This window comes from Pseudoalteromonas sp. P1-8 (assembly GCF_001399985.1).
Taxonomy (GTDB): domain Bacteria; phylum Pseudomonadota; class Gammaproteobacteria; order Enterobacterales; family Alteromonadaceae; genus Pseudoalteromonas.
Genome location: NZ_LJSO01000004.1, coordinates 146,033 through 165,166, shown reverse-complemented (window position 1 = coordinate 165,166; position 19,134 = coordinate 146,033). Strand labels below are relative to the sequence as shown.

The window sequence follows — 19,134 nt, the reverse complement described above, 5'->3', positions numbered from 1 at the left end:
CAAAATTGACACACCTGTTTACATAAATTATTGCTCTGACCCTCATATTTTCTGGCGCTTTGATGCATAATCAAGCAGCAATGATTATGAGAAAAATAACTAACAAGGGAACATTATGAAATTTAGATTATTAGCAACCAGTGTTGCTGTAACACTTGCTTTAAGTGGCTGCGCAAGTAACTCACAGTCAACGATGGTTAAAGAAGTCGAAATTGAGCAGCAAGTAAGCCAAGATGATAACCGTGTATTTAGCCAAGATTACCTATTAGAAGAGCTTGAGAATGGCCTTCGCGTGATGGTAGTTAAAACAGATTACCCAGATGTTGTGTCACTGCAAATTCCAGTATCGGTTGGTTCACGTAATGAGGTTGAAGCAGGTAAAACCGGTTTTGCACACTTCTTTGAGCATATGATGTTTAAAGGCTCTGAAAAATTCCCACAAGATGTGTATTCAGATATTTTAAAAAACTCGGGTGTTGATAATCGCGCGTATACGACCAACGATTACACTAACTATCACTTAAACTTCTCAAAAGAGCACTTAGATAAAGTGCTCGAAATTGAAGCTGATATTTTCCAAAACCTGACTTACAGCGAAGAGCAGTTCCGCACCGAAGCGCTGACTGTAAAAGGTGAGTATTTAAAGAATAATGCTAGCCCAATTCGTAAGTTACTTTCTGCGGTTCGTAACGAAGCATTCGAAAAGCATACCTATAAGCACACCACCATGGGCTTTTTCGAAGACATTGAAGCTATGCCTGATCAAATGGCCTATGGTAAAGAGTTTTTCGCTAAATTTTATAAGCCTGAGTATGTATCTTTAGTCATTGTTGGTGATGTTGATCCACAAGAGACCATGGCAATGGTGAAAAAGCATTGGGGTAATTGGAAAAAAGGTGATTACCAAGCAGATATTCCTGTTGAACCAAAGCAACAAGCCGCAAAATATGTACATGAAAAAAATGATGGTTTACCAGGCCACTGGTTGCTTGTGTCTTATAAAGGCACTGAATGGGATCCAACTCAAAAAGACCGTGCTGCTCTTGATTTGATCTCACAGCTGTATTTCTCTAACAACTCGGCACTTTATCAAGAGCTTGTTGTTGATAAACAAATTGCCAGCCAAATGTTTACCTATAACCCAGATACTAAAGATCCGGGTTTATTACATGTGTTTGTAAAAGTCGAAAACGAAGCGGACCTGGCTAAAGCCCGTGATGCGATTAACCGTACCTATGCACAAGCGCGTACTGAATTAGTAGATGCGCAAAAGTTAGCGGATTTAAAATCAAACCTAAAGTATAGCTTTATAAATGGTCTTGATTCATCGCAGTCAATAGCTTCAACACTTGCAAGCTACATGCACTTTGAGCGTGATCCTGAAGTGATTAACCAACTTTATGCCACAGCTGACAGCATCACTCCGGATGATATCAAAGCGGTAGCAAACAAATATTTTGTTGATCCGAGCCGTACCACGGTGACAATGTCGGCGCTTGATAAAGTGGCTGGTTTTGAGCAAGAAGTTGATTTAAATGCCTTGGTTGCCAGTATCGAGCAAGCCCCAACAGAGCGTCACTTTAAAGTACTTGATAAAACCAATAGCTCACCACTGGTTGATGTTAACTGGTTATTTAATACCGGCGCAGCGGCTGATCCACATGGTAAAAAAGGCTTAGCAGCACTCACTGCAGCGATGCTAGCGCAAGGTGGCTCAGAAACTATGAGCTACAAAGATATTCAAAAAGCGTTATACCCACTAGCGGGAAGCTTTGGCTATCAAATCGATAAAGAGATGATTTCACTACGCGGCCGTGTACATAAAGACAATGCCGCGCAGTGGTATGCACTTGTTAGCGACCAGTTGTTAAATCCTGGCTTTAGAGAAGATGATTTCAAGCGTCTGAAAAAAGAGCTTATTGATAGCATTAAAGCAGGCCTGAAAGCGTCAAATGACGAAGAGCTAGGTAAAGAAGTGCTTTATCATCAGCTTTATAAAGGCCACCCGTATGAAAGCTATAACTATGGTGATTTATCAGACCTTGAAGCACTGACACTTGACGATGTAAAAGCGTTTTATGCTAACCAGTTTACTCAATCTAAGTTAACAGTAGGTCTAATTGGTGCGATTCCGAGTGATGTTAAATCGACGATGATGAAAGATTTAACATCGCTTCCACAAGGTAAAGAAAGCCGCTTAACGATCCCTGATGCGCCAGAACTTAAAGGTCATCATGCAACGATTGTTGAAAAATCAGCGCAATCTACCGCTGTGTCATTTGGTTTCCCAATCGATACAATTCGTAGTAGCGATGACTGGACAGCGCTTTGGTTAGTGCGTTCTTACTTTGGCGAACACCGCAGCTCAAACAGCTTCTTGTATCAGCGCATTCGTCAAACCCGTGGTATGAACTATGGTGATTATGCATACATTGAGTACTTCCCGCGCGGTATGTTCCAAACGAAACCTGATGCTAACTTAGGTCGTTCAGAGCAAATTTTCCAAGTGTGGTTACGTCCGCTTCGTTCTAATAACGATGCGCATTTTGCAACGCGTACGGCATTATTTGAGCTTGATAAGCTAATTAAAAATGGCATCAGCAAAGAAGATTTTGAAGCGACTCGTAACTTCTTAATTAACTTTGTGCCACAAATGGTTGCAAGCCAAGATCGCCAGTTAGGCTATGCACTTGATAGTGAGTTCTATAACACTGAGAGCTTTGTTGACTATGTGCGCGGCAAGCTTGAAAAGCTAACCCTTGATGATGTTAACCGTGTTATTCGCGATAACCTGCAAACAGAGAATATTCACTATGTGTTTATTACTGGTGACGGCAAAGACATGCAAAAGCGCCTTGCTTCAGAGCAAACATCACCAATGGTGTATAACGCTGAAAAACCAGCAGAACTTGTTGCTGAAGATAAAGTGATTGCAGACTATAAGCTTGCAATACCAGCGAAAAACATTTCAGTACTTGATGTCGAAAAAGTATTTCAGTAATAACTGAATAAACAGGCTCTAATCAATGCCCCTAATCAGGGGCATTTTTCTATGTTTAATGGCTCGATGTTATCAGCAACCACAAGCTGATTTCGGCCAGCTTCTTTTGCTTGATAAAGCGTGTTATCAGCCATTTCAATGAGTAACATGGCATCATCAATGCTACTAGGGCAGATAGTTGCTAAACCAATACTAACCGTCAAGGGATGACCGGCAAGCTCTGGTAATTGAAGCGTATTTAGCGCTGCCATAAAACGCGTCACGAGTTTTTGTGCTTGATGGCTTTGCGTGTTACCAAGTACCAGTACAAATTCTTCACCGCCGTATCTAGCGCACAAGTCACCAGGTCTGCGAGTATAATCTGGTAATAGTTTTGCCACTTCTTTCAAGCAAATATCACCCACCAGATGACCAAAGTTGTCATTAAGAGACTTAAAGTTATCAAGATCGATCATGGCTAACGACAAGGGGTGCTTTAAACGTGCACAGCGACTCCATTCCTGTTTATAAAAATCATCAAAATGACGTCGGTTAGCTATTTGTGTGAGGCCATCGATACGGGCGAGTTCTTGTACTTGCTGCTCGGCGATTTTACGTTCGGTAATATTCAAGTGGCTGATCACAACATAACCTGCTGTGCCAAGTTTTAAAGGCACTGCGCGCATCATAAACCAGCGGTTTTCGGTATCACTGTGGCAAGGGTACTCGAGGTAAAACTCGGAGAGTTGTTGCTTAATAACTTGGTTTATTCCGGTGTAGGCTTTTGCACCAAATTCATCGCCATTGGTAGCAGCTGATTTGCAAATAGCAAGGTAGTTTTGATCTTCCCATTGAGTGTTACACTGGCAATTATTCTCATCGCCAAATGTCTGCCAACTACGATTTACAAACTTGATATCACCCGAGTCATTAATCACCACAATATGCTCAGAGATCGTATCGAGTATTGATTTTAGAAACTCTTTTGATTCAACCACATTAGTTCCTAGCCATTGTCACTTTTTTAAGATTAGCAATAAATGCTGGGTTTTCACCGTGGTTTACATAAAAAACAATTAATAAGGTATTGTCTTTTACTTATAGCTTGGCTATTTGAAAGTAGATATCTACAGATATCTGTAGGTGCTGATATGAAAAAACTGCCAGCACCTAGCTCAACGTTCAGTTCTGACAGTTATATTTTATTTATATGCTTAGAAATGCTAAAGCATTGCGCCAATTTTAACTGCTAGTGCAAATAGCATGGTTGCTATTACAAAGCCGATAAGTGTAGCGTAGCCGCGTTGTTCTTTGGTCATCTATCACTCCTAAAAAATAACAAATACCGTTGCCATACCAAGCGCAAAACTTACAAACGAAGAAGCCGCTACGATTGCAGCGAGATTTTGCTTACTCACTGCATGTGTTGTGCTTTGTTCTGGTGTTTCGTCATCGAGCTTAATAAGCTCACCTTGGCGCACTTCAAAAACTGCGCATAGGCTCATAGTGGTTTCTTTTGATGCCGCACCTTCTTTTTCAACTCGTTGAATAGTACGTAGGCTTACATCACAGGCATCGGCTAGTTGCTGCTGCGTCCAATCGAATTTAAGCCTGAGTGCTTTTATTGTATTGGGATTCAGTTGCATTACTTACTTCCCAAGAAATGGTTCAATAAAAGTAACGACAGCATAACCCGATATTGCCCCACCAATAAAACAACCTAAGGTAACCAAAGCTACTTGTTTTGGATTATCAGTAAGTGAGGTTTGTGTGCTCTGTTTAACTAATTTGTCAGCTTTATAAAACGAACATTCAAGCTTGCCTGTCAGTATATTTTGCATCTCAAATTTGACTGCATAAGCATTACCTTGGTAGTTAAAGTCATGATGGCTTTTAAAGCCGAAGCTGCGTTTTTCACTTACCAATTCGTCGTTTACATATACTTTTTCTTTACCGCTCATGATATGACCAAAGCATGCGATTTGGTTGTCACCATCTTGAAAGTAAAATTTATAACCTAGCTTGTGTGAGTTTAGTACGTCGTTTTTCATCATCGTTTCCTTGTTAAGTTGATGATGTAAATTTAATGATTATTTTTGTTTTTTACGCCGTCAGCGATATGCCAGTTCCTATTTTGGCATATGACAGGCAAGATGTCATATCTGTTTTGTCATTGAAAAATAAGCACTTTAATTAAGTTTCTCGGCTAGAGTTAGAATTTGCTACTGTCATATGCGATTGGCAAAAAAGCACAGCAAAAAGAGTAAAAATAGGTATTGTTACTCTGGTTATTAGATATAACCAGAACAAATAAACAACGGGTTAGTACATCTTGCTACAAATCCGTTAAACTTAAGGCTTAGCAGTTAGGTACAACCAGAAAGGCAATATTATGCGTCATGAAATTTGGCAAAAGCTTCGAGATGAAGCAAACGAAGTCGTTTCCCGTGAACCGCTTTTAGCAAGTCACGTTTATTCGTGCGTGTTAAATCATGAATGCTTAGGTTCGGCGCTGAGCTTTATTGTGGCAAATAAACTTGCAGATGCGGTGGTATCAGCATTTACTATCCGTGAATTATTCGACCAAGCCTTTGTTAAATGTGATCTAATGCTGACGCATGTGGCTCATGACATAAAAGCAGTTAAAGATCGCGACCCTGCGGCCGATAGTTACTTAACTGTTATTTTGAACCTTAAAGGCTTCCATGCAATACAAGCACACCGACTCGCAAATTGTTTATGGCAACAAAACCGAAAAGAGCTTGCTCGCTTCATTCAAAGCAGAACCTCAGAAGTATTTGGCGTTGACATCCATCCTGCTTGTAAAGTTGGTCATGGTATTATGTTTGACCATGCAACTGGGATTGTAATTGGTGAAACAGCAGTTATTGAAGATAACGTATCGATTCTACAATCTGTAACCTTAGGTGGTACGGGTAATGAGCAAGGTGACCGCCATCCAAAAATTCGCGCCGGTGTTTTGATTGGCGCAGGTGCAAAAGTACTAGGTAATATCGAAGTAGGAGAGGGGGCGCGTATTGGTGCAAACTCTGTCGTGTTAAGTGCAGTTCCAGCACACACAACTGTGGTTGGGGTACCTGCTAAAGTGGTCGGCAAACCGAGCTGTCCCTGTCCAGCAGAGAGCATGAACCAAAACTTTTTAGATGATGGTACGACTACCGCTAGTAATGCCTCCCACACCAGTGCTATGTTGTAGTTTTACACTTTAAAAGAGCAATGGAATTGTCTAAGTTATCCTTCGGATTAGCAGTTACAGCGTCATTTATTTGTGGCGCTGTCGCTATGTCACTTTTTCAATCAGACCCACAACAACAGCCACACACTTACCAGCAAGAATTTGTTGAAGAACAAATAGTTCAAGCACCAGAGCAGCAAGCCACTGCTATAGCGCCTGTTATTAATAAACAAGTCGCTGAAGTTAATTCAGATAGTTCAGTAGCTGATAGCAAAAGCGAGCTTGAGCAACAAATAGTAGAGTTAAAGTTACAAGTCGAAAATCAACAAGCTGTGATTGCTAGTTACCGTTCAAGTGCGATACCTCCACAGCAAATCGACTCACACCTGGATGAACTTTATACCTTGTTAGAAGAGCAATCTCGGGATGAGGCTTGGGCCTACCAAGTTGAAACAGCCATGAGTGATTTTTTAATCATGGCCGATTTACCAGTGCAACCACAGCTCAGTGTCTCTACATGCAAAAGCTCTGTGTGTCAGTTTAAGCTATTGCAACCAGAGGATGTTGATGATTTGCCAAGTCATTATTGGCGTAACATGACCGATAAGATGATGGAACAAAGCTGGTGGAAGCAATTTAAATTTACCTCCACCACCTCAAGTGACGATAGTCTAACAATCATCGCAAGCACGCAGTAATTTTATACAACTTTTGATTGTAGCTGCCCATCTGCAAGCTCGGTGGTTATAAGCTCACCAGAACTTACATCGTTAACCGATTTCACTACACTACCGTGCTGGTTTTTAGTAATACTATAACCACGTGCTAACACACTGAGTGGGCTCACAGAATCTAAACGGCTCGCTTGTAAAGAAAGCTGGTTTCGAGAACTTGAAAGTTGTTGCTGCATCGCTTGTGTGAGGCGGGCATGCAATTGCGCCAGTTGATGCTCGCTTTTCGCTAGCTGCTTTTCAGGAGAACGTTGCATTAAGCGTGGTGTTAGGTTAGTAAGTACTCGCTCATGTCGCTGGATTTTGCCACTCATTGCGCTGTGTAAGGCCAAACTAAGTTCATCTAGTTTTTGCGCTTGTTGATTGAGTTGATTACGGGGATGGCATAGCTGCAAGCGATGCTCAAATTGAGTGGCAGTACTGCGTTTTACAGCTAAAGCGTGTTTAAAGGCATGATTTAAGTGCCTAACTAACTGCGTAACTTTGTTATGTAGCTCTTCGGTATTTGGACTAACTAGCTCGGCGGCTGCAGAAGGTGTTGCGGCGCGAATATCGGCAACATAATCACTAATTGTGGTATCGACCTCGTGACCAACGGCGCTAACAATAGGTAAGCGACTTTCAAAAATAGCGCGAGCTAGTTGCTCATGGTTAAAACACCACAAATCTTCGAGTGAACCACCACCACGACCTAATATAAGCACATCTACTTCGTTGCGCTGATTGGCGATGTTTATTTTTTCTATTAATTGGCTGTGGGCATCTGCACCTTGCACCATAGCTGGGTAAATCACGACTTCAAGCTGCGGAGCACGGCGTTTAAGTACCGTTAGAATATCGCGTATAGCCGCACCTGTGGCTGAGGTGATTACCCCAACGCGATTAATATTGGTTGGTAATGGTTTTTTATGGGCTGAGCTAAATAGACCTTCGGCAGCTAAGCGCATTTTTAGCGCATCGAATTCTTGCTTTAATAAGCCTTCACCTGCAGGGGCCATATGCTCAACAATCAGCTGATAATCACCACGAGGTTCATATAAAGATACGCGGGCACGCACAGTTACTTGTGCACCATTGCTCGGGCGAAAAGTTTGGCCGCGATTATTGCCGCGCCACATTGCCGCTTTTACCTGTGCTCGGTCGTCTTTTAAAGTGAAGTACCAGTGTCCAGATGCAGGGGCTATAAAGTTAGAAATTTCACCATTTAAGATAAGCGATGAAAAGCCTTGTTCAAGAACATGGCGAATTTCCTTATTTAGGCGCGAGACCGTGTAAACAGGCTGTGTTGATTGCGTAAAAGCCATTAAAAACCCCAGTAAAAAATTCTCTGTGTACTTTAACACAAATAAATGAATAATTTTATTTACTCGTGCTCACAACGCTGATAAAATTTGGCCGCAATTCCTTATACTCAGATCCACATGTGAGAAGTTGCACTATGCTAAGAATCGCTAAAGAAGCTCTTACCTTTGACGACGTACTTTTAGTACCAGGTCATTCTACTGTTTTGCCACACACGGCAAATATTTCAACTCGCTTAACGCGTGGTATCAATCTTAACTTGCCGCTAGTTTCAGCATCTATGGATACTGTAACAGAAGCACGCTTAGCGATTGCTTTAGCGCAAGAGGGCGGTTTAGGTTTCATCCACAAAAACATGACAATTGAAGAGCAAGCTAAAAACGTTCGTAAAGTTAAAACTTACGAAGCGGGCATTGTTTCTTTCCCTGTTACTGTGACTGCGGATCTTACAATTGCTGATGCTATCGCGCTTTCAGAAGACAAAGGTTTTTCAGGTTTCCCTGTAACCGACGCTGACAATAACCTTGTTGGTATTGTGACAAGCCGTGATATGCGTTTTGAAACGAAACTTGAGCAACCTGTTTCTACAGTAATGACGAAAAAAGAATCGTTAGTGACTGTTAAAGAAGGTGCAGACCGTGATGAAATCTTAGGTCTAATGCACGAGCACCGTATCGAAAAAATTCTCGTAGTTGATGATGCATTTAAACTTAAAGGCATGATCACTGTAAAAGATTATCAAAAAGCACAAGACAAGCCGCATGCATGTAAAGACGATCAAGGTCGTCTACGTGTAGGTGCAGCTGTTGGTGTTGGCGCAGGTACTGATGAGCGTATCGCAGCACTTGTTGAAGCAGGTGTTGACGTATTACTTATCGATACATCACATGGCCACTCACAAGGTGTTATCGACCGTGTTGCACAAACACGTCAAGCATACCCAGATCTACAAATCGTAGCAGGTAACGTTGCAACAGCTGAAGGCGCGATTGCCCTTGCTGATGCGGGTGTTGATGCTGTTAAAGTTGGTATCGGCCCTGGTTCTATCTGTACTACTCGTATCGTAACAGGTTGTGGTGTTCCACAAATTACTGCTATTTCTGACGCAGTTGAAGGCTTAAAAGGCCGTGATATTCCTGTTATTGCTGACGGTGGTATCCGTTTCTCTGGTGACATCGTAAAAGCACTTGTTGCTGGTGCATCATGTGTAATGGTGGGTTCAATGTTAGCCGGTACTGAAGAAGCACCGGGTGAAGTTGAGCTATATCAAGGTCGTTACTACAAATCATACCGTGGTATGGGTAGCCTTGGTGCTATGGACCAAAAAGAAGGTTCATCAGACCGTTACTTCCAAAAATCGAACGAAGCAGACAAGCTTGTTCCTGAAGGTATCGAAGGCCGTGTTGCTTATAAAGGTCCTATCGCGACAATCATTCATCAACAAGTGGGTGGTCTACGCAGTGCAATGGGCTTAACTGGCTGTGCAACAATTGAAGAGTTAAATACTAAACCTCAATTTGTTCGCGTAACTTCAGCTGGTATGGGTGAGTCACACGTTCACGACGTGCAAATCACTAAAGAAGCGCCAAACTACCGCCTAGGTTAATTACCTTAAGGTATTGAAATTACATGGGCTAGCATTTGCTAGCCCTAATTTATTGATCATCTCCCTTTGGGAGAGCAGTTCCTGACTAACGAGATACTCCATGAGCAAAGACATTCACGATTCACGAATTCTCATTTTAGATTTTGGTTCGCAATACACACAGTTAATCGCACGTCGTATACGTGAGATTGGTGTTTACTGTGAGCTATGGGCATGGGATGTAACTGAAGAGCAAATCCGCGAATTTAATCCACAAGGTATTATTTTGTCGGGTGGCCCTGAGTCTACAACACTTGAAAACAGCCCACGTGCTCCTGAGTATGTATTTAACGCAGGCGTTCCAGTACTTGGTATCTGTTACGGCATGCAAACAATGGCAACGCAACTAGGTGGTAGCGTACACAGCTCTGATAAGAAAGAGTTTGGTTATGCGCAAGTTGAAAAAGTAGGTAACTGTGCGTTATTCGATGCTATCGAAGACCACATTACTGATGGCGGTGCAGGCGTACTAGACGTTTGGATGAGCCACGGCGATAAAGTGATGGAAGTACCTGAGACTTTCAAAACAACTGCTAAAACTTCAACATGTCCACATGCTGCAATGTCTTGGGAAGAAAAACGTTTTTACGGCGTACAGTTCCACCCAGAAGTAACTCATACTCACCAAGGTTTACGTTTACTTGAGCGCTTCGCGATTGATATCTGTGGCTGTGAAAAACTATGGACACCAGCTAAAATCATCGACGATGCTATTGAGCGTATTAAGGAAACTGTAGGTGATGACGAAGTTATCTTAGGTTTATCAGGTGGTGTTGATTCATCTGTTGTTGCCATGCTTATTCACCGTGCAATCGGCGACAAGCTAACGTGTGTATTCGTTGATAACGGTCTTCTTCGTTTAAACGAAGGTCAGCAAGTTATGGACATGTTCGGTAACAAGTTTGGCCTAAACATTGTTAAAGTAGATGCTGAAGATCAATTCTTAGCAGACTTAGCAGGTAAGTCAGACCCAGAAGATAAGCGTAAAGCGATTGGTCATACCTTCATTAAAGTATTTGACGAGCAAGCTAAAAAGCTGAAAAGTGCTAAATGGTTAGGTCAAGGTACTATCTACCCAGACGTAATCGAATCTGCTGCATCTGCAACAGGTAAAGCACACGTAATCAAGTCTCACCACAACGTAGGTGGTTTACCAGACGACATGGAAATGGGTCTTGTTGAGCCGTTACGTGAGCTATTCAAAGATGAAGTACGTAAAATTGGTCTTGAGCTTGGTCTACCATACGACATGCTTTACCGTCACCCATTCCCGGGTCCTGGTTTAGGTGTTCGTGTACTTGGTGAAATCAAGAAAGAGTACTGTGACTTACTACGTCGCGCAGATGCTATCTTCATTGAAGAACTACACAAAGCTGAGCTTTACCACAAAGTAAGTCAAGCCTTCACTGTATTCTTACCAGTTAAATCGGTAGGTGTAATGGGTGATGCGCGTAAATACGACTGGGTTGTATCGCTACGTTGTGTAGAAACAATCGACTTTATGACAGCACGTTGGTCACATTTACCTTATGAGTTCTTAGGTGTGGTTTCTAACCGTATCATCAACGAAATCGATGGTATCTCACGTGTTGTTTACGATATTTCAGGTAAGCCACCGGCAACAATCGAGTGGGAATAATTTTATTATTCTGACCTGAATTGGTACAAAAACGGCGAATTAGCTTGCTAATTCGCCGTTTTGTTTATTTAAGAAGCAGTTAAACTAAAAACTGTGTTTTTTTACTTTACCTTTGAAAAAAGCTCTATATAATTCGTCGTCATTGCAGGGGCGTAGTTCCAATTGGTAGAACGGTCTCCAAAACCGACGGTTGGGAGTTCGAATCTCTCCGCCCCTGCCATTTCTTCCTTCTTTACTTTAATCGCAAATCTCCCTATATTACTTGCTCTTAATCATGATTGAGTTGTTATGAATCCAAGTTACGCTGCGATATTCTCTGTACAATCTTTAGAGTTGAATCAACACTATCGAACTGCGCCTGATACTTCTGCTGGCGAACAGATATCAAACACTCAACAAGAAACATTGACGCTTCCGTTACAGTTTCACCAAGACCTCGAAAAAGCATTTGCGCCGTTAGTTATTACTCAAATCGTTAAAGCAACGAGTATTAGCTGGCAAGAGGGCTGCTTAGGCTTACCAAGCGATAAGCTCAATGGCGAACAGAAAAAACAACTTTGGTCTTTAATCGGTGAACAACTTGATAAGCTTTAAACCTGTAGATGCAACCTATATTAGCCAGTTAATGGCTATCGAAAACGCCTGCCATAGTCACCCGTGGACAGAGAAAACTATGCTGTCGTGTTTAGCTGGGCGTTATTTTAACCTAGCTGCTTTTCAAGGTGATGAGATGCTAGGTTTTTATATTGGTGAACAAGCAGGCCCAGATTACACTTTAATGGATATTTGTGTTGCGCCGAAGTACCAAGGGCAGGGCATTGCTAAGCAGTTGTTAAATGCATTTATTGAGCACGGCGAGCAGCACCAAGCTGAAAACCTATTCTTAGAAGTGCGTGAGTCGAACGCTCCTGCTATTGGCCTGTATGAAAGCGCTGGCTTTTCACATATGTCGGTGCGAAAGAACTACTACCCAACCGCGACAGGCAACGAAGACGCTATTTTAATGGGGATGAGCTTTAGCCTTTAAGATGCTTCTTCAAGGGCATTGATAAGTGCATCGTAGCATTGCTCTACCTGTTCAGTTTGATTACTGCGTAGCGCATTTTCAAGCTGACCAGCTGTCTTATGAATGGCCTCAAAACTAAAACACCCCGCACTGCCTTTTAAGCTGTGTGCTAATGAGCGTAGGGCTTCCCATTCTTTAGCGCGATACAACTGCACAACTTGGCTTAAGTAATCAGGTAGTTTTGAGCGATAGTTGTCGTTAATTTGTTGGAATTTTTCACTCTTCAGTAAGTTTTCCCACTTGTTTTGACTGTCTTTTTCGATATGTAAGTAGCTTACAAGCACTTGCTCTAGGGCATCTTTGTCGATTGGTTTGGCGAGTGCTTCATCACAGCCCGCTTCAATGTAGGTGTCAACATCGGTTTTCATTACATTGGCCGTAAGCGCAATAATAGGGCCATCATAGGCTGCGTGACGTAGCATTTGCGTTGCTTCTAAGCCACCCATGACTGGCATCTGCATATCCATGATGATCAGCTGATAATCGTTAACTAATGCCATTTCTACTGCTTCAGCACCGTTTTTCGCGATGTCAGGCTCAAGCCCCCAAGTTTGTAACAGCAGTTTGATCAGCAACTGGTTATCTGGGTTATCTTCGGCCACTAGTATATTGGCATCAAAACTGTTTGCTGCGAATGAAAGCTGAACGTCTTTACTTGGCGATAATTGCTCATAGCTATGAATAAAGGCTTCGTACTTAAGCTGCTCGGCATTTAAGTGAGCAGCAACTTGTATGGTAAAACAACTGCCGTTTCCAGGCTCACTAATCAGTTGCACATCACCACCCAATAACTGGGCTAAGTTCTTCGATATACACAAACCAAGACCCGTACCACCAAAGCGGCGAGTTGTCGTCGCATCGGCTTGTTCAAACGGTTTAAATACCCGTTCGACTTCGCGCTCAGACATACCGATACCGGTGTCTTGAATAGCAAACTCTAAATGCTGTTTTTCGCTGTTGTAGCTAATATCAATCGAGATGCTGCCTTTCTCAGTGAACTTAACCGCATTACTGGCAATATTGATCAAGATTTGTTTTAAACGTGTGGTATCGCTATTAATAGTTTTAGGTATTGGTAGCTTGTAGTTGATATTAAACGCCAGTTGCTTCTCATTAGCTAACGGACGAATAATCGAATCAATATCATGAATAAGCTGCACTACATTACATGGCCCGCGCTCAACGGCGAGTTTTTCAGCTTCAATTTTTGATAAATCAAGAATGTTATTGATGAGCTCAAGCAAGTGTTTAGAGTTACGTAAAATAGTGCTTAAATGCTGCTCATCATTCACCGCATCCTTGTTGTGCAGAAGTTGCTCTGTAAAGCCCATAATTGCGGTAAGTGGGGTACGAATTTCATGACTCATATTCGCTAAAAAGCGGCTTTTCAGTTGGTTAGCTTGTTCAGCTTGCGCAATTGCTACTTCTAGCTTGCTATTCATTGCTTCGAGGGCTTTAGTACGGCTTTCTACTTTTTCCTCTAGGTGATGTTTATATTCTTCAAGCTCGTCTTGGTAATGACGAATTTGGTTCACCATGTGATTAAAGTCATTAAAAAGCACACCTACCTCATCGTTTGTATGGGCGGGTAGGTATACAGATAAGTCACCATCCCCAACTCGATGACTTGCAGCCCCTAATAATTCGACTGGGGTAAGTAGTAAGTTGCGCACCACAATGTAGATCAAAATAGGCAGTGAAATCACTGAAATAATAACAATTAATGCAGTAATTAAACTGATGGCTTTACCAGATTGATATAGCAAATCTTTGGGAGTGGTAGAGATAAAATAATCACCGTCGGTCATTTGTACCGCGTAGATGATGCGCTCTTCTTTATCGATACTCGACAGCTCAATATTGGCTAGTTTGCCGTAATCGGCCAAACTCTTAATTTGTTCAAGCTCGTATTCACTTAGGTAGCTGCCGCGTAGGTCATAGTCTGAGCTAAATAAAATTTGCCCTTTAGTAGTCAAAAATAAATTTAGGGTGTTATTAAATGGTGCTTCTAAAATACTGGCATTTAATATCGATGGTTCAACATGAACAACAATAAACCCAAGTTGCTGCGGCTGTTTTAAGTAGTAATCAATATTATAAATTGGGTGCACAAAGTACAGGCTAGTTGAGCCATCTTCTTTGGAGATCATAAATTGCTGTTGGCGCAAATTTGATTGCAGTACTTGATCAAAAAACGGGTAACTTTTCGGCGCAGGGGTTAATTGACTTGAATAAAATGCATCGCTTTTACCGTCTGGAGCAACATAGTTAATGCTTACTATATCAGGGTAAGCTTCTGAATAGCTTGCAAATACATTCATTAATTCGCCAAGGCGTTCAATGTATTGATTTTTTGATTCAGGTTCGCGGGCTAAAAAGTCTGCCAATACAGGGGAGGTCGAAAGCAACCGGGTAATCGAGTGAAATGAGTCAATGTAATTGAAGATTTTTTGCTGCTGTTGCTCAACAAAGCGACTGACAATCAGCTCAGCTTGTTTTTTTGTTGAATTGGTCACATTGGTTAACGTAAAGCCACCTAAAAACAACAAAGGTAAGATCACTAATGGTGTGATATACCATAATAATCGAATACTGAGCTTACTGGTTTTCATGACCTAAATTGATATCCCTCCGTGCAATTTATCAATAGTATGCGTTACAACTTGATTACACAAGCTTAGCAAAAAAGTGAACAACGAAAATCCGCAACGAAAGGTGAATAATTACTTACAATCGCTGCTTTTTTGGCTAAGACAAACAAGGTATAATACTTGGCAATTCTATTTTATTTTTACAGTGCGCACCGAGCTTTATAATTTATAAGGCAGTTAAGTGCGCTTTGTTATGACTAAAAGCAGCTTACATGTCTAATTTAACTACCGAAATTAATAAACGACGCACCTTTGCGATCATCTCGCATCCGGATGCGGGTAAAACCACTATTACAGAAAAAGTTCTGTTATTCGGACAAGCGATTCAAAAAGCGGGTACCGTAAAAGGTCGTGGCTCAAACCAGCACGCAAAATCAGACTGGATGGAAATGGAAAAAGAACGTGGTATCTCGGTAACTACGTCTGTTATGCAATTTCCTTACAATGAGCGTCTAGTTAACTTACTTGATACTCCAGGACACGAAGACTTCTCTGAAGATACTTACCGTACACTGACTGCGGTTGACTCATGCCTAATGGTAATCGACGCAGCGAAAGGTGTTGAGGATCGTACTCGTAAATTAATGGAAGTAACACGCTTACGTACCACACCTATCGTAACTTTCATGAATAAGTGTGACCGTGATATTCGTGATCCAATGGAGTTATTAGACGAAGTTGAAACTGAGCTAAACATTGCCTGTGCGCCGGTAACTTGGCCAATTGGTTGTGGTAAAGAGTTTAAAGGTGTTTACCACATTCACCGTGAAGAAACGATTTTGTACAGCACAGGTCAAGGCCACACAATTCAAGAAGTGCGCGTTATTAAAGGTTTAGATAACCCTGAGCTTGATACTGCGATTGGTAGCGAACTTGCTGAGCAGCTTCGTGAAGAGCTAGAGCTTGTCATTGGTGCATCGCACGAGTTTGATTTAGATCAGTTCTTAGCTGGCGAATTATCACCAGTCTACTTTGGTACAGCACTTGGCAACTTTGGTGTTGACCATGTTCTTGATGGCTTAACTGAGTGGGCTCCTGCGCCATTACCACGTGAAACAGAAGACCGCCAAGTTGCGGCAACTGAAGATAACTTCTCTGGTTTCGTATTTAAAATCCAAGCGAACATGGACCCTAAACACCGTGACCGTATCGCCTTTATGCGTATTGTATCTGGCAAATATAGCCAAGGTATGAAGATGAACCATGTGCGTATTGGTAAGCAAGTCAGTATTTCTGATGCGGTAACCTTCATGGCCGGTGACCGTGAGCGAGCGCAAGATGCTTACGCAGGTGACATCATTGGTTTACACAACCACGGTACAATTCAAATTGGTGATACCTTCACGCAAGGTGAAAAAATGAAGTTTGGTGGTATTCCTAACTTCGCGCCAGAATTATTCCGTCGTATTCGCTTAAAAGATCCATTAAAACAAAAGCAATTGTTAAAAGGCTTAGTTCAGTTATCTGAAGAAGGTGCTGTGCAAGTATTTAGACCGCTTATCAATAACGACCTTATCGTAGGTGCGGTCGGTGTACTACAGTTTGACGTAGTTGTTGCGCGCTTAAAAGCAGAATACAACGTTGATGCGATTTACGAAGGTGTGAGTGTTAACACTGCACGTTGGGTAAGCTCAGACGATACCAAAAAGCTTGAAGAGTTTAAGCGTAAGTGCGAAAGCAACTTAGCGCTTGATGGTGGCGATAACCTTACTTATATCGCCCCAAGCCGTGTAAACCTAAACTTGTCGATGGAACGCTATCCAGATATCAAGTTTAACCATACGCGCGAAAACTAATACGCTAAGTCTGCTTCAAATTTAAGTGCCCGTACAGCGGGCCATAAAGGTAAAAATTACAATGAATATTCGTACTCTTTTAATCGACAAAGCTATTGCTGCTATGGTTGCAGCAGGGTTACCTGAAGACACTAATCCAGCGGTAACACAAAGCACACGTCCACAGTTTGGTGATTACCAAATCAATGGCGCAATGGGCGCGGCTAAAAAATTAAAATCAAACCCGCGTGAACTTGCACAAAAAATTATCGATAACCTAGACCTTGCTGATATCGCAGAAAAAACTGAAATCGCGGGCCCTGGTTTTATCAATATCCACTTAAAGCCTGAGTTTTTATCAGCTAGCTTAAAAGCGGCAAATGAAGACGAAAAGCTAGCAGTTGCGCCTCATGCAACAGCGCAAAAAGTAGTTGTTGATTACTCATCACCTAACCTTGCTAAAGAAATGCACGTAGGCCATTTACGTTCAACCATCATTGGTGATGCAGTTGTTCGTGCCCTTGAGTTCCGTGGTGATGAAGTTGTTCGTCAAAACCATATGGGTGACTGGGGTACTCAGTTCGGTATGCTAATCGCGCACTTAGAAGATCAAATCAACCAAGGTGTAGACTTAGAGTCTGTAGCGCTGGCCGATCTTGAAACCTTCTATCGCGATGCGAAAAAACGCTTCGATGATGAAGAAGGGTTTGCCGACAAAGCCCGTAATTACGTTGTTAAATTACAAGGCGGCGACGCACACTGTGAAAAACTTTGGAAGTTATTCATTGCCACTTCTGTAAAGCATTCTGAAGAAGTTTATAAGCGTTTAAACGTCACACTTACGCAAGATGACATCATGGCAGAAAGTGCTTACAACAGCGAACTTGCAAACATTATCGCACTATTAAAAGACAAAAACATTGCCGTTGAGTCTGATGGTGCGCAAGTGGTGTTCTTAGATGAGCTTGCTAACAAAGACGGCGAGCCTTCAGTGTTTATTGTACAGAAATCAGGTGGTGGTTTCTTATATGCAACAACCGACTTAGCTGCTTGTGATTACCGTTCAAATAAACTGGGTGCTGATCGCATCTTAATCTTTGTAGATGCACGTCAAAGCTTACACTTTAATCAAGTTGAGCTCACAGCACGTAAAGCCGGTTTATTACGTGATGAAACAAGTTATGAATTTTGCCCATTCGGCACCATGATGGGTGAAGACGGTAAGCCATTCAAAACACGTACTGGCGGTACCGTTAAACTTGCTGATTTACTTGAAGAGTCAATCACGCGTGCAGCAGCTAAACTTGCTGAGCGTGAGTCAGATTTAAGCGACGAAGAGCGTAGCGAAATTGCCCGCAAAGTAGGTATTGGCGCAGTGAAATATGCGGATCTTTCTAAGCACCGTACTAGCGACTATATCTTCAACTGGGACACGATGCTGAGCTTTGAAGGTGCTACAGCACCTTACTTACAATATGCATACACACGTGTTCGCAGTATTTTCCGTAAATCAGGTATCGATGCAGCGTCATTAACAGCAGATATTGCAATCAACGAGCCACAAGAAAAAGCGCTGGCACTTAAACTTCTTCAGTTAGAAGAAGTACTCGATCTAATGATCAGCGAAGCGACACCGCACGTATTATGTGGATACCTATACGAACTAGCAAGCCTATACATGACGTTCTATGAAGCATGCCCAGTTCTAAAAGAAGGCGTAGAACCAAGTGTTCGTGACAGCCGTTTAGTACTGTGTAATTTGGTTGCTAAGACATTGAAGTCAGGATTGGATCTTTTAGGTATCGAAGTCATGGAGCAAATGTAATCTGCTTCGTGTAGTTCGCTTTAGCTGCGTTAATGAGTTTATTTAGCCTAAGTCACATACAAAACACGTATGCTCCTTGGCATAAATAAACTCATTGCCTTGCTAGCACTCCTACACTTGCAGAAAGTATAAGAACTCATAGGGATAAGTCGGTTTTCCGTCTTGTCTTAGGCTAAACTACTTAGGTAAATTCTGCTTCGTAGGTTGGGTAGAGCGCAGCGAAATCCAACATAAATCGAAGGCTCTAGACTCTAGGCGCTAGGGGAGTAGCTTGTAGAACCTAGAACCTAGAACCTAGAACCTAGAACCTAGAACCTAGAACCT

At 42.0% G+C, this 19,134-nt stretch carries 14 protein-coding genes and 1 tRNA gene; 10 read left to right on the top strand and 5 right to left on the bottom strand.

The window, feature by feature from the left end; genetic code table 11:
* Nucleotides 1-115 precede the first annotated feature (115 nt).
* Nucleotides 116-3,001, top strand: coding sequence for a pitrilysin family protein (locus tag AN213_RS07650; protein WP_055020982.1), 2,886 nt, complete (start codon nucleotides 116-118; stop codon nucleotides 2,999-3,001).
* Between the two features lie 35 nt (nucleotides 3,002-3,036).
* On the opposite strand, the gene AN213_RS07645 is transcribed toward AN213_RS07650, so the two are convergent.
* The 3 genes from AN213_RS07645 to AN213_RS07635 form a co-directional block, all read right to left on the bottom strand.
* Nucleotides 3,037-3,978, bottom strand: a complete 942-nt coding sequence (locus AN213_RS07645; RefSeq protein WP_055020981.1) for a sensor domain-containing diguanylate cyclase — start codon at nucleotides 3,976-3,978, stop codon at nucleotides 3,037-3,039.
* A 330-nt stretch (nucleotides 3,979-4,308) separates the two neighbouring features.
* Nucleotides 4,309-4,626, bottom strand: a complete 318-nt coding sequence (locus AN213_RS07640) for a helix-turn-helix transcriptional regulator (RefSeq protein ID WP_055020980.1) — start codon at nucleotides 4,624-4,626, stop codon at nucleotides 4,309-4,311.
* Between the two features lie 3 nt (nucleotides 4,627-4,629).
* Nucleotides 4,630-5,031, bottom strand: a complete 402-nt coding sequence (locus AN213_RS07635; RefSeq protein WP_173637075.1) for a hypothetical protein — start codon at nucleotides 5,029-5,031, stop codon at nucleotides 4,630-4,632.
* 341 nt (nucleotides 5,032-5,372) lie between these two features.
* On the opposite strand from AN213_RS07635, the gene cysE reads away from it, so the two are divergent.
* Both cysE and AN213_RS07625 read left to right on the top strand, forming a co-directional pair.
* Entirely contained in the window at nucleotides 5,373-6,197 is an 825-nt protein-coding gene (gene cysE, locus AN213_RS07630) for a serine O-acetyltransferase (RefSeq protein ID WP_054560835.1), read from the top strand.
* A gap of 86 nt (nucleotides 6,198-6,283) precedes the next feature.
* Nucleotides 6,284-6,874, top strand: a complete 591-nt coding sequence (locus tag AN213_RS07625; RefSeq protein WP_055020978.1) for a hypothetical protein — start codon at nucleotides 6,284-6,286, stop codon at nucleotides 6,872-6,874.
* Between the two features lie 2 nt (nucleotides 6,875-6,876).
* On the opposite strand, the gene xseA is transcribed toward AN213_RS07625, so the two are convergent.
* A complete protein-coding gene (gene xseA, locus AN213_RS07620) occupies nucleotides 6,877-8,211 on the bottom strand; it encodes an exodeoxyribonuclease VII large subunit (protein ID WP_055198163.1) in 1,335 nt (444 codons plus the stop codon).
* 134 nt (nucleotides 8,212-8,345) lie between these two features.
* On the opposite strand from xseA, the gene guaB reads away from it, so the two are divergent.
* The 5 genes from guaB (at nucleotide 8,346) to rimI (ending at nucleotide 12,520) form a co-directional block, all read left to right on the top strand.
* Nucleotides 8,346-9,815: an IMP dehydrogenase gene (gene guaB, locus AN213_RS07615; RefSeq protein WP_054560832.1), complete on the top strand. Its 1,470-nt coding sequence runs from the start codon at nucleotides 8,346-8,348 to the stop codon at nucleotides 9,813-9,815.
* Between the two features lie 100 nt (nucleotides 9,816-9,915).
* Nucleotides 9,916-11,493, top strand: coding sequence for a glutamine-hydrolyzing GMP synthase (guaA, locus tag AN213_RS07610; RefSeq protein ID WP_054551226.1), 1,578 nt, complete (start codon nucleotides 9,916-9,918; stop codon nucleotides 11,491-11,493).
* A gap of 146 nt (nucleotides 11,494-11,639) precedes the next feature.
* Nucleotides 11,640-11,713, top strand: a tRNA-Trp gene (locus AN213_RS07605).
* A gap of 68 nt (nucleotides 11,714-11,781) precedes the next feature.
* Complete coding sequence (locus tag AN213_RS07600; protein ID WP_055198160.1) at nucleotides 11,782-12,087, top strand: hypothetical protein; 306 nt, start codon at nucleotides 11,782-11,784, stop codon at nucleotides 12,085-12,087.
* The gene (gene rimI / locus AN213_RS07595; protein WP_054551230.1) at nucleotides 12,074-12,520 is read left to right on the top strand and encodes a ribosomal protein S18-alanine N-acetyltransferase; all 447 of its coding nucleotides are present in this window, start codon (nucleotides 12,074-12,076) and stop codon (nucleotides 12,518-12,520) included. The genes AN213_RS07600 and rimI overlap by 14 nt, the downstream gene beginning before the upstream one ends.
* Here rimI and AN213_RS07590 read toward each other — a convergent pair.
* Nucleotides 12,517-15,171 carry a hybrid sensor histidine kinase/response regulator gene (locus AN213_RS07590; protein ID WP_055198158.1) on the bottom strand — a complete coding sequence of 885 codons (2,655 nt, stop codon included), beginning with the start codon at nucleotides 15,169-15,171 and terminating at the stop codon, nucleotides 12,517-12,519. The genes rimI and AN213_RS07590 overlap by 4 nt on opposite strands.
* Nucleotides 15,172-15,422: 251 nt before the next feature.
* Between AN213_RS07590 and prfC the strand changes: the two genes are divergently transcribed.
* Together prfC and argS are read left to right on the top strand one after the other, a co-directional pair.
* Nucleotides 15,423-17,006 carry a peptide chain release factor 3 gene (gene prfC / locus AN213_RS07585; protein ID WP_054560830.1) on the top strand — a complete coding sequence of 528 codons (1,584 nt, stop codon included), beginning with the start codon at nucleotides 15,423-15,425 and terminating at the stop codon, nucleotides 17,004-17,006.
* Between the two features lie 61 nt (nucleotides 17,007-17,067).
* The gene (gene argS / locus AN213_RS07580; protein ID WP_055198156.1) at nucleotides 17,068-18,810 is read left to right on the top strand and encodes an arginine--tRNA ligase; all 1,743 of its coding nucleotides are present in this window, start codon (nucleotides 17,068-17,070) and stop codon (nucleotides 18,808-18,810) included.
* Nucleotides 18,811-19,134 lie beyond the last annotated feature (324 nt).

What these genes read in the sequence shown, in the direction of transcription:
- argS (WP_055198156.1), top strand. Translation starts at nt 17,068, where the DNA reads ATGAATATTCGTACTCTTTTAATCGACAAAGCTATTGCTGCTATGGTT.
- guaB (WP_054560832.1), top strand. Translation starts at nt 8,346, where the DNA reads ATGCTAAGAATCGCTAAAGAAGCTCTTACCTTTGACGACGTACTTTTA.
- xseA (WP_055198163.1), bottom strand. Translation starts at nt 8,211, where the DNA reads ATGGCTTTTACGCAATCAACACAGCCTGTTTACACGGTCTCGCGCCTA.
- cysE (WP_054560835.1), top strand. Translation starts at nt 5,373, where the DNA reads ATGCGTCATGAAATTTGGCAAAAGCTTCGAGATGAAGCAAACGAAGTC.
- AN213_RS07590 (WP_055198158.1), bottom strand. Translation starts at nt 15,171, where the DNA reads ATGAAAACCAGTAAGCTCAGTATTCGATTATTATGGTATATCACACCA.
- AN213_RS07650 (WP_055020982.1), top strand. Translation starts at nt 116, where the DNA reads ATGAAATTTAGATTATTAGCAACCAGTGTTGCTGTAACACTTGCTTTA.
- AN213_RS07640 (WP_055020980.1), bottom strand. Translation starts at nt 4,626, where the DNA reads ATGCAACTGAATCCCAATACAATAAAAGCACTCAGGCTTAAATTCGAT.
- AN213_RS07635 (WP_173637075.1), bottom strand. Translation starts at nt 5,031, where the DNA reads ATGAAAAACGACGTACTAAACTCACACAAGCTAGGTTATAAATTTTAC.
- guaA (WP_054551226.1), top strand. Translation starts at nt 9,916, where the DNA reads ATGAGCAAAGACATTCACGATTCACGAATTCTCATTTTAGATTTTGGT.
- AN213_RS07600 (WP_055198160.1), top strand. Translation starts at nt 11,782, where the DNA reads ATGAATCCAAGTTACGCTGCGATATTCTCTGTACAATCTTTAGAGTTG.
- prfC (WP_054560830.1), top strand. Translation starts at nt 15,423, where the DNA reads ATGTCTAATTTAACTACCGAAATTAATAAACGACGCACCTTTGCGATC.
- AN213_RS07625 (WP_055020978.1), top strand. Translation starts at nt 6,284, where the DNA reads ATGTCACTTTTTCAATCAGACCCACAACAACAGCCACACACTTACCAG.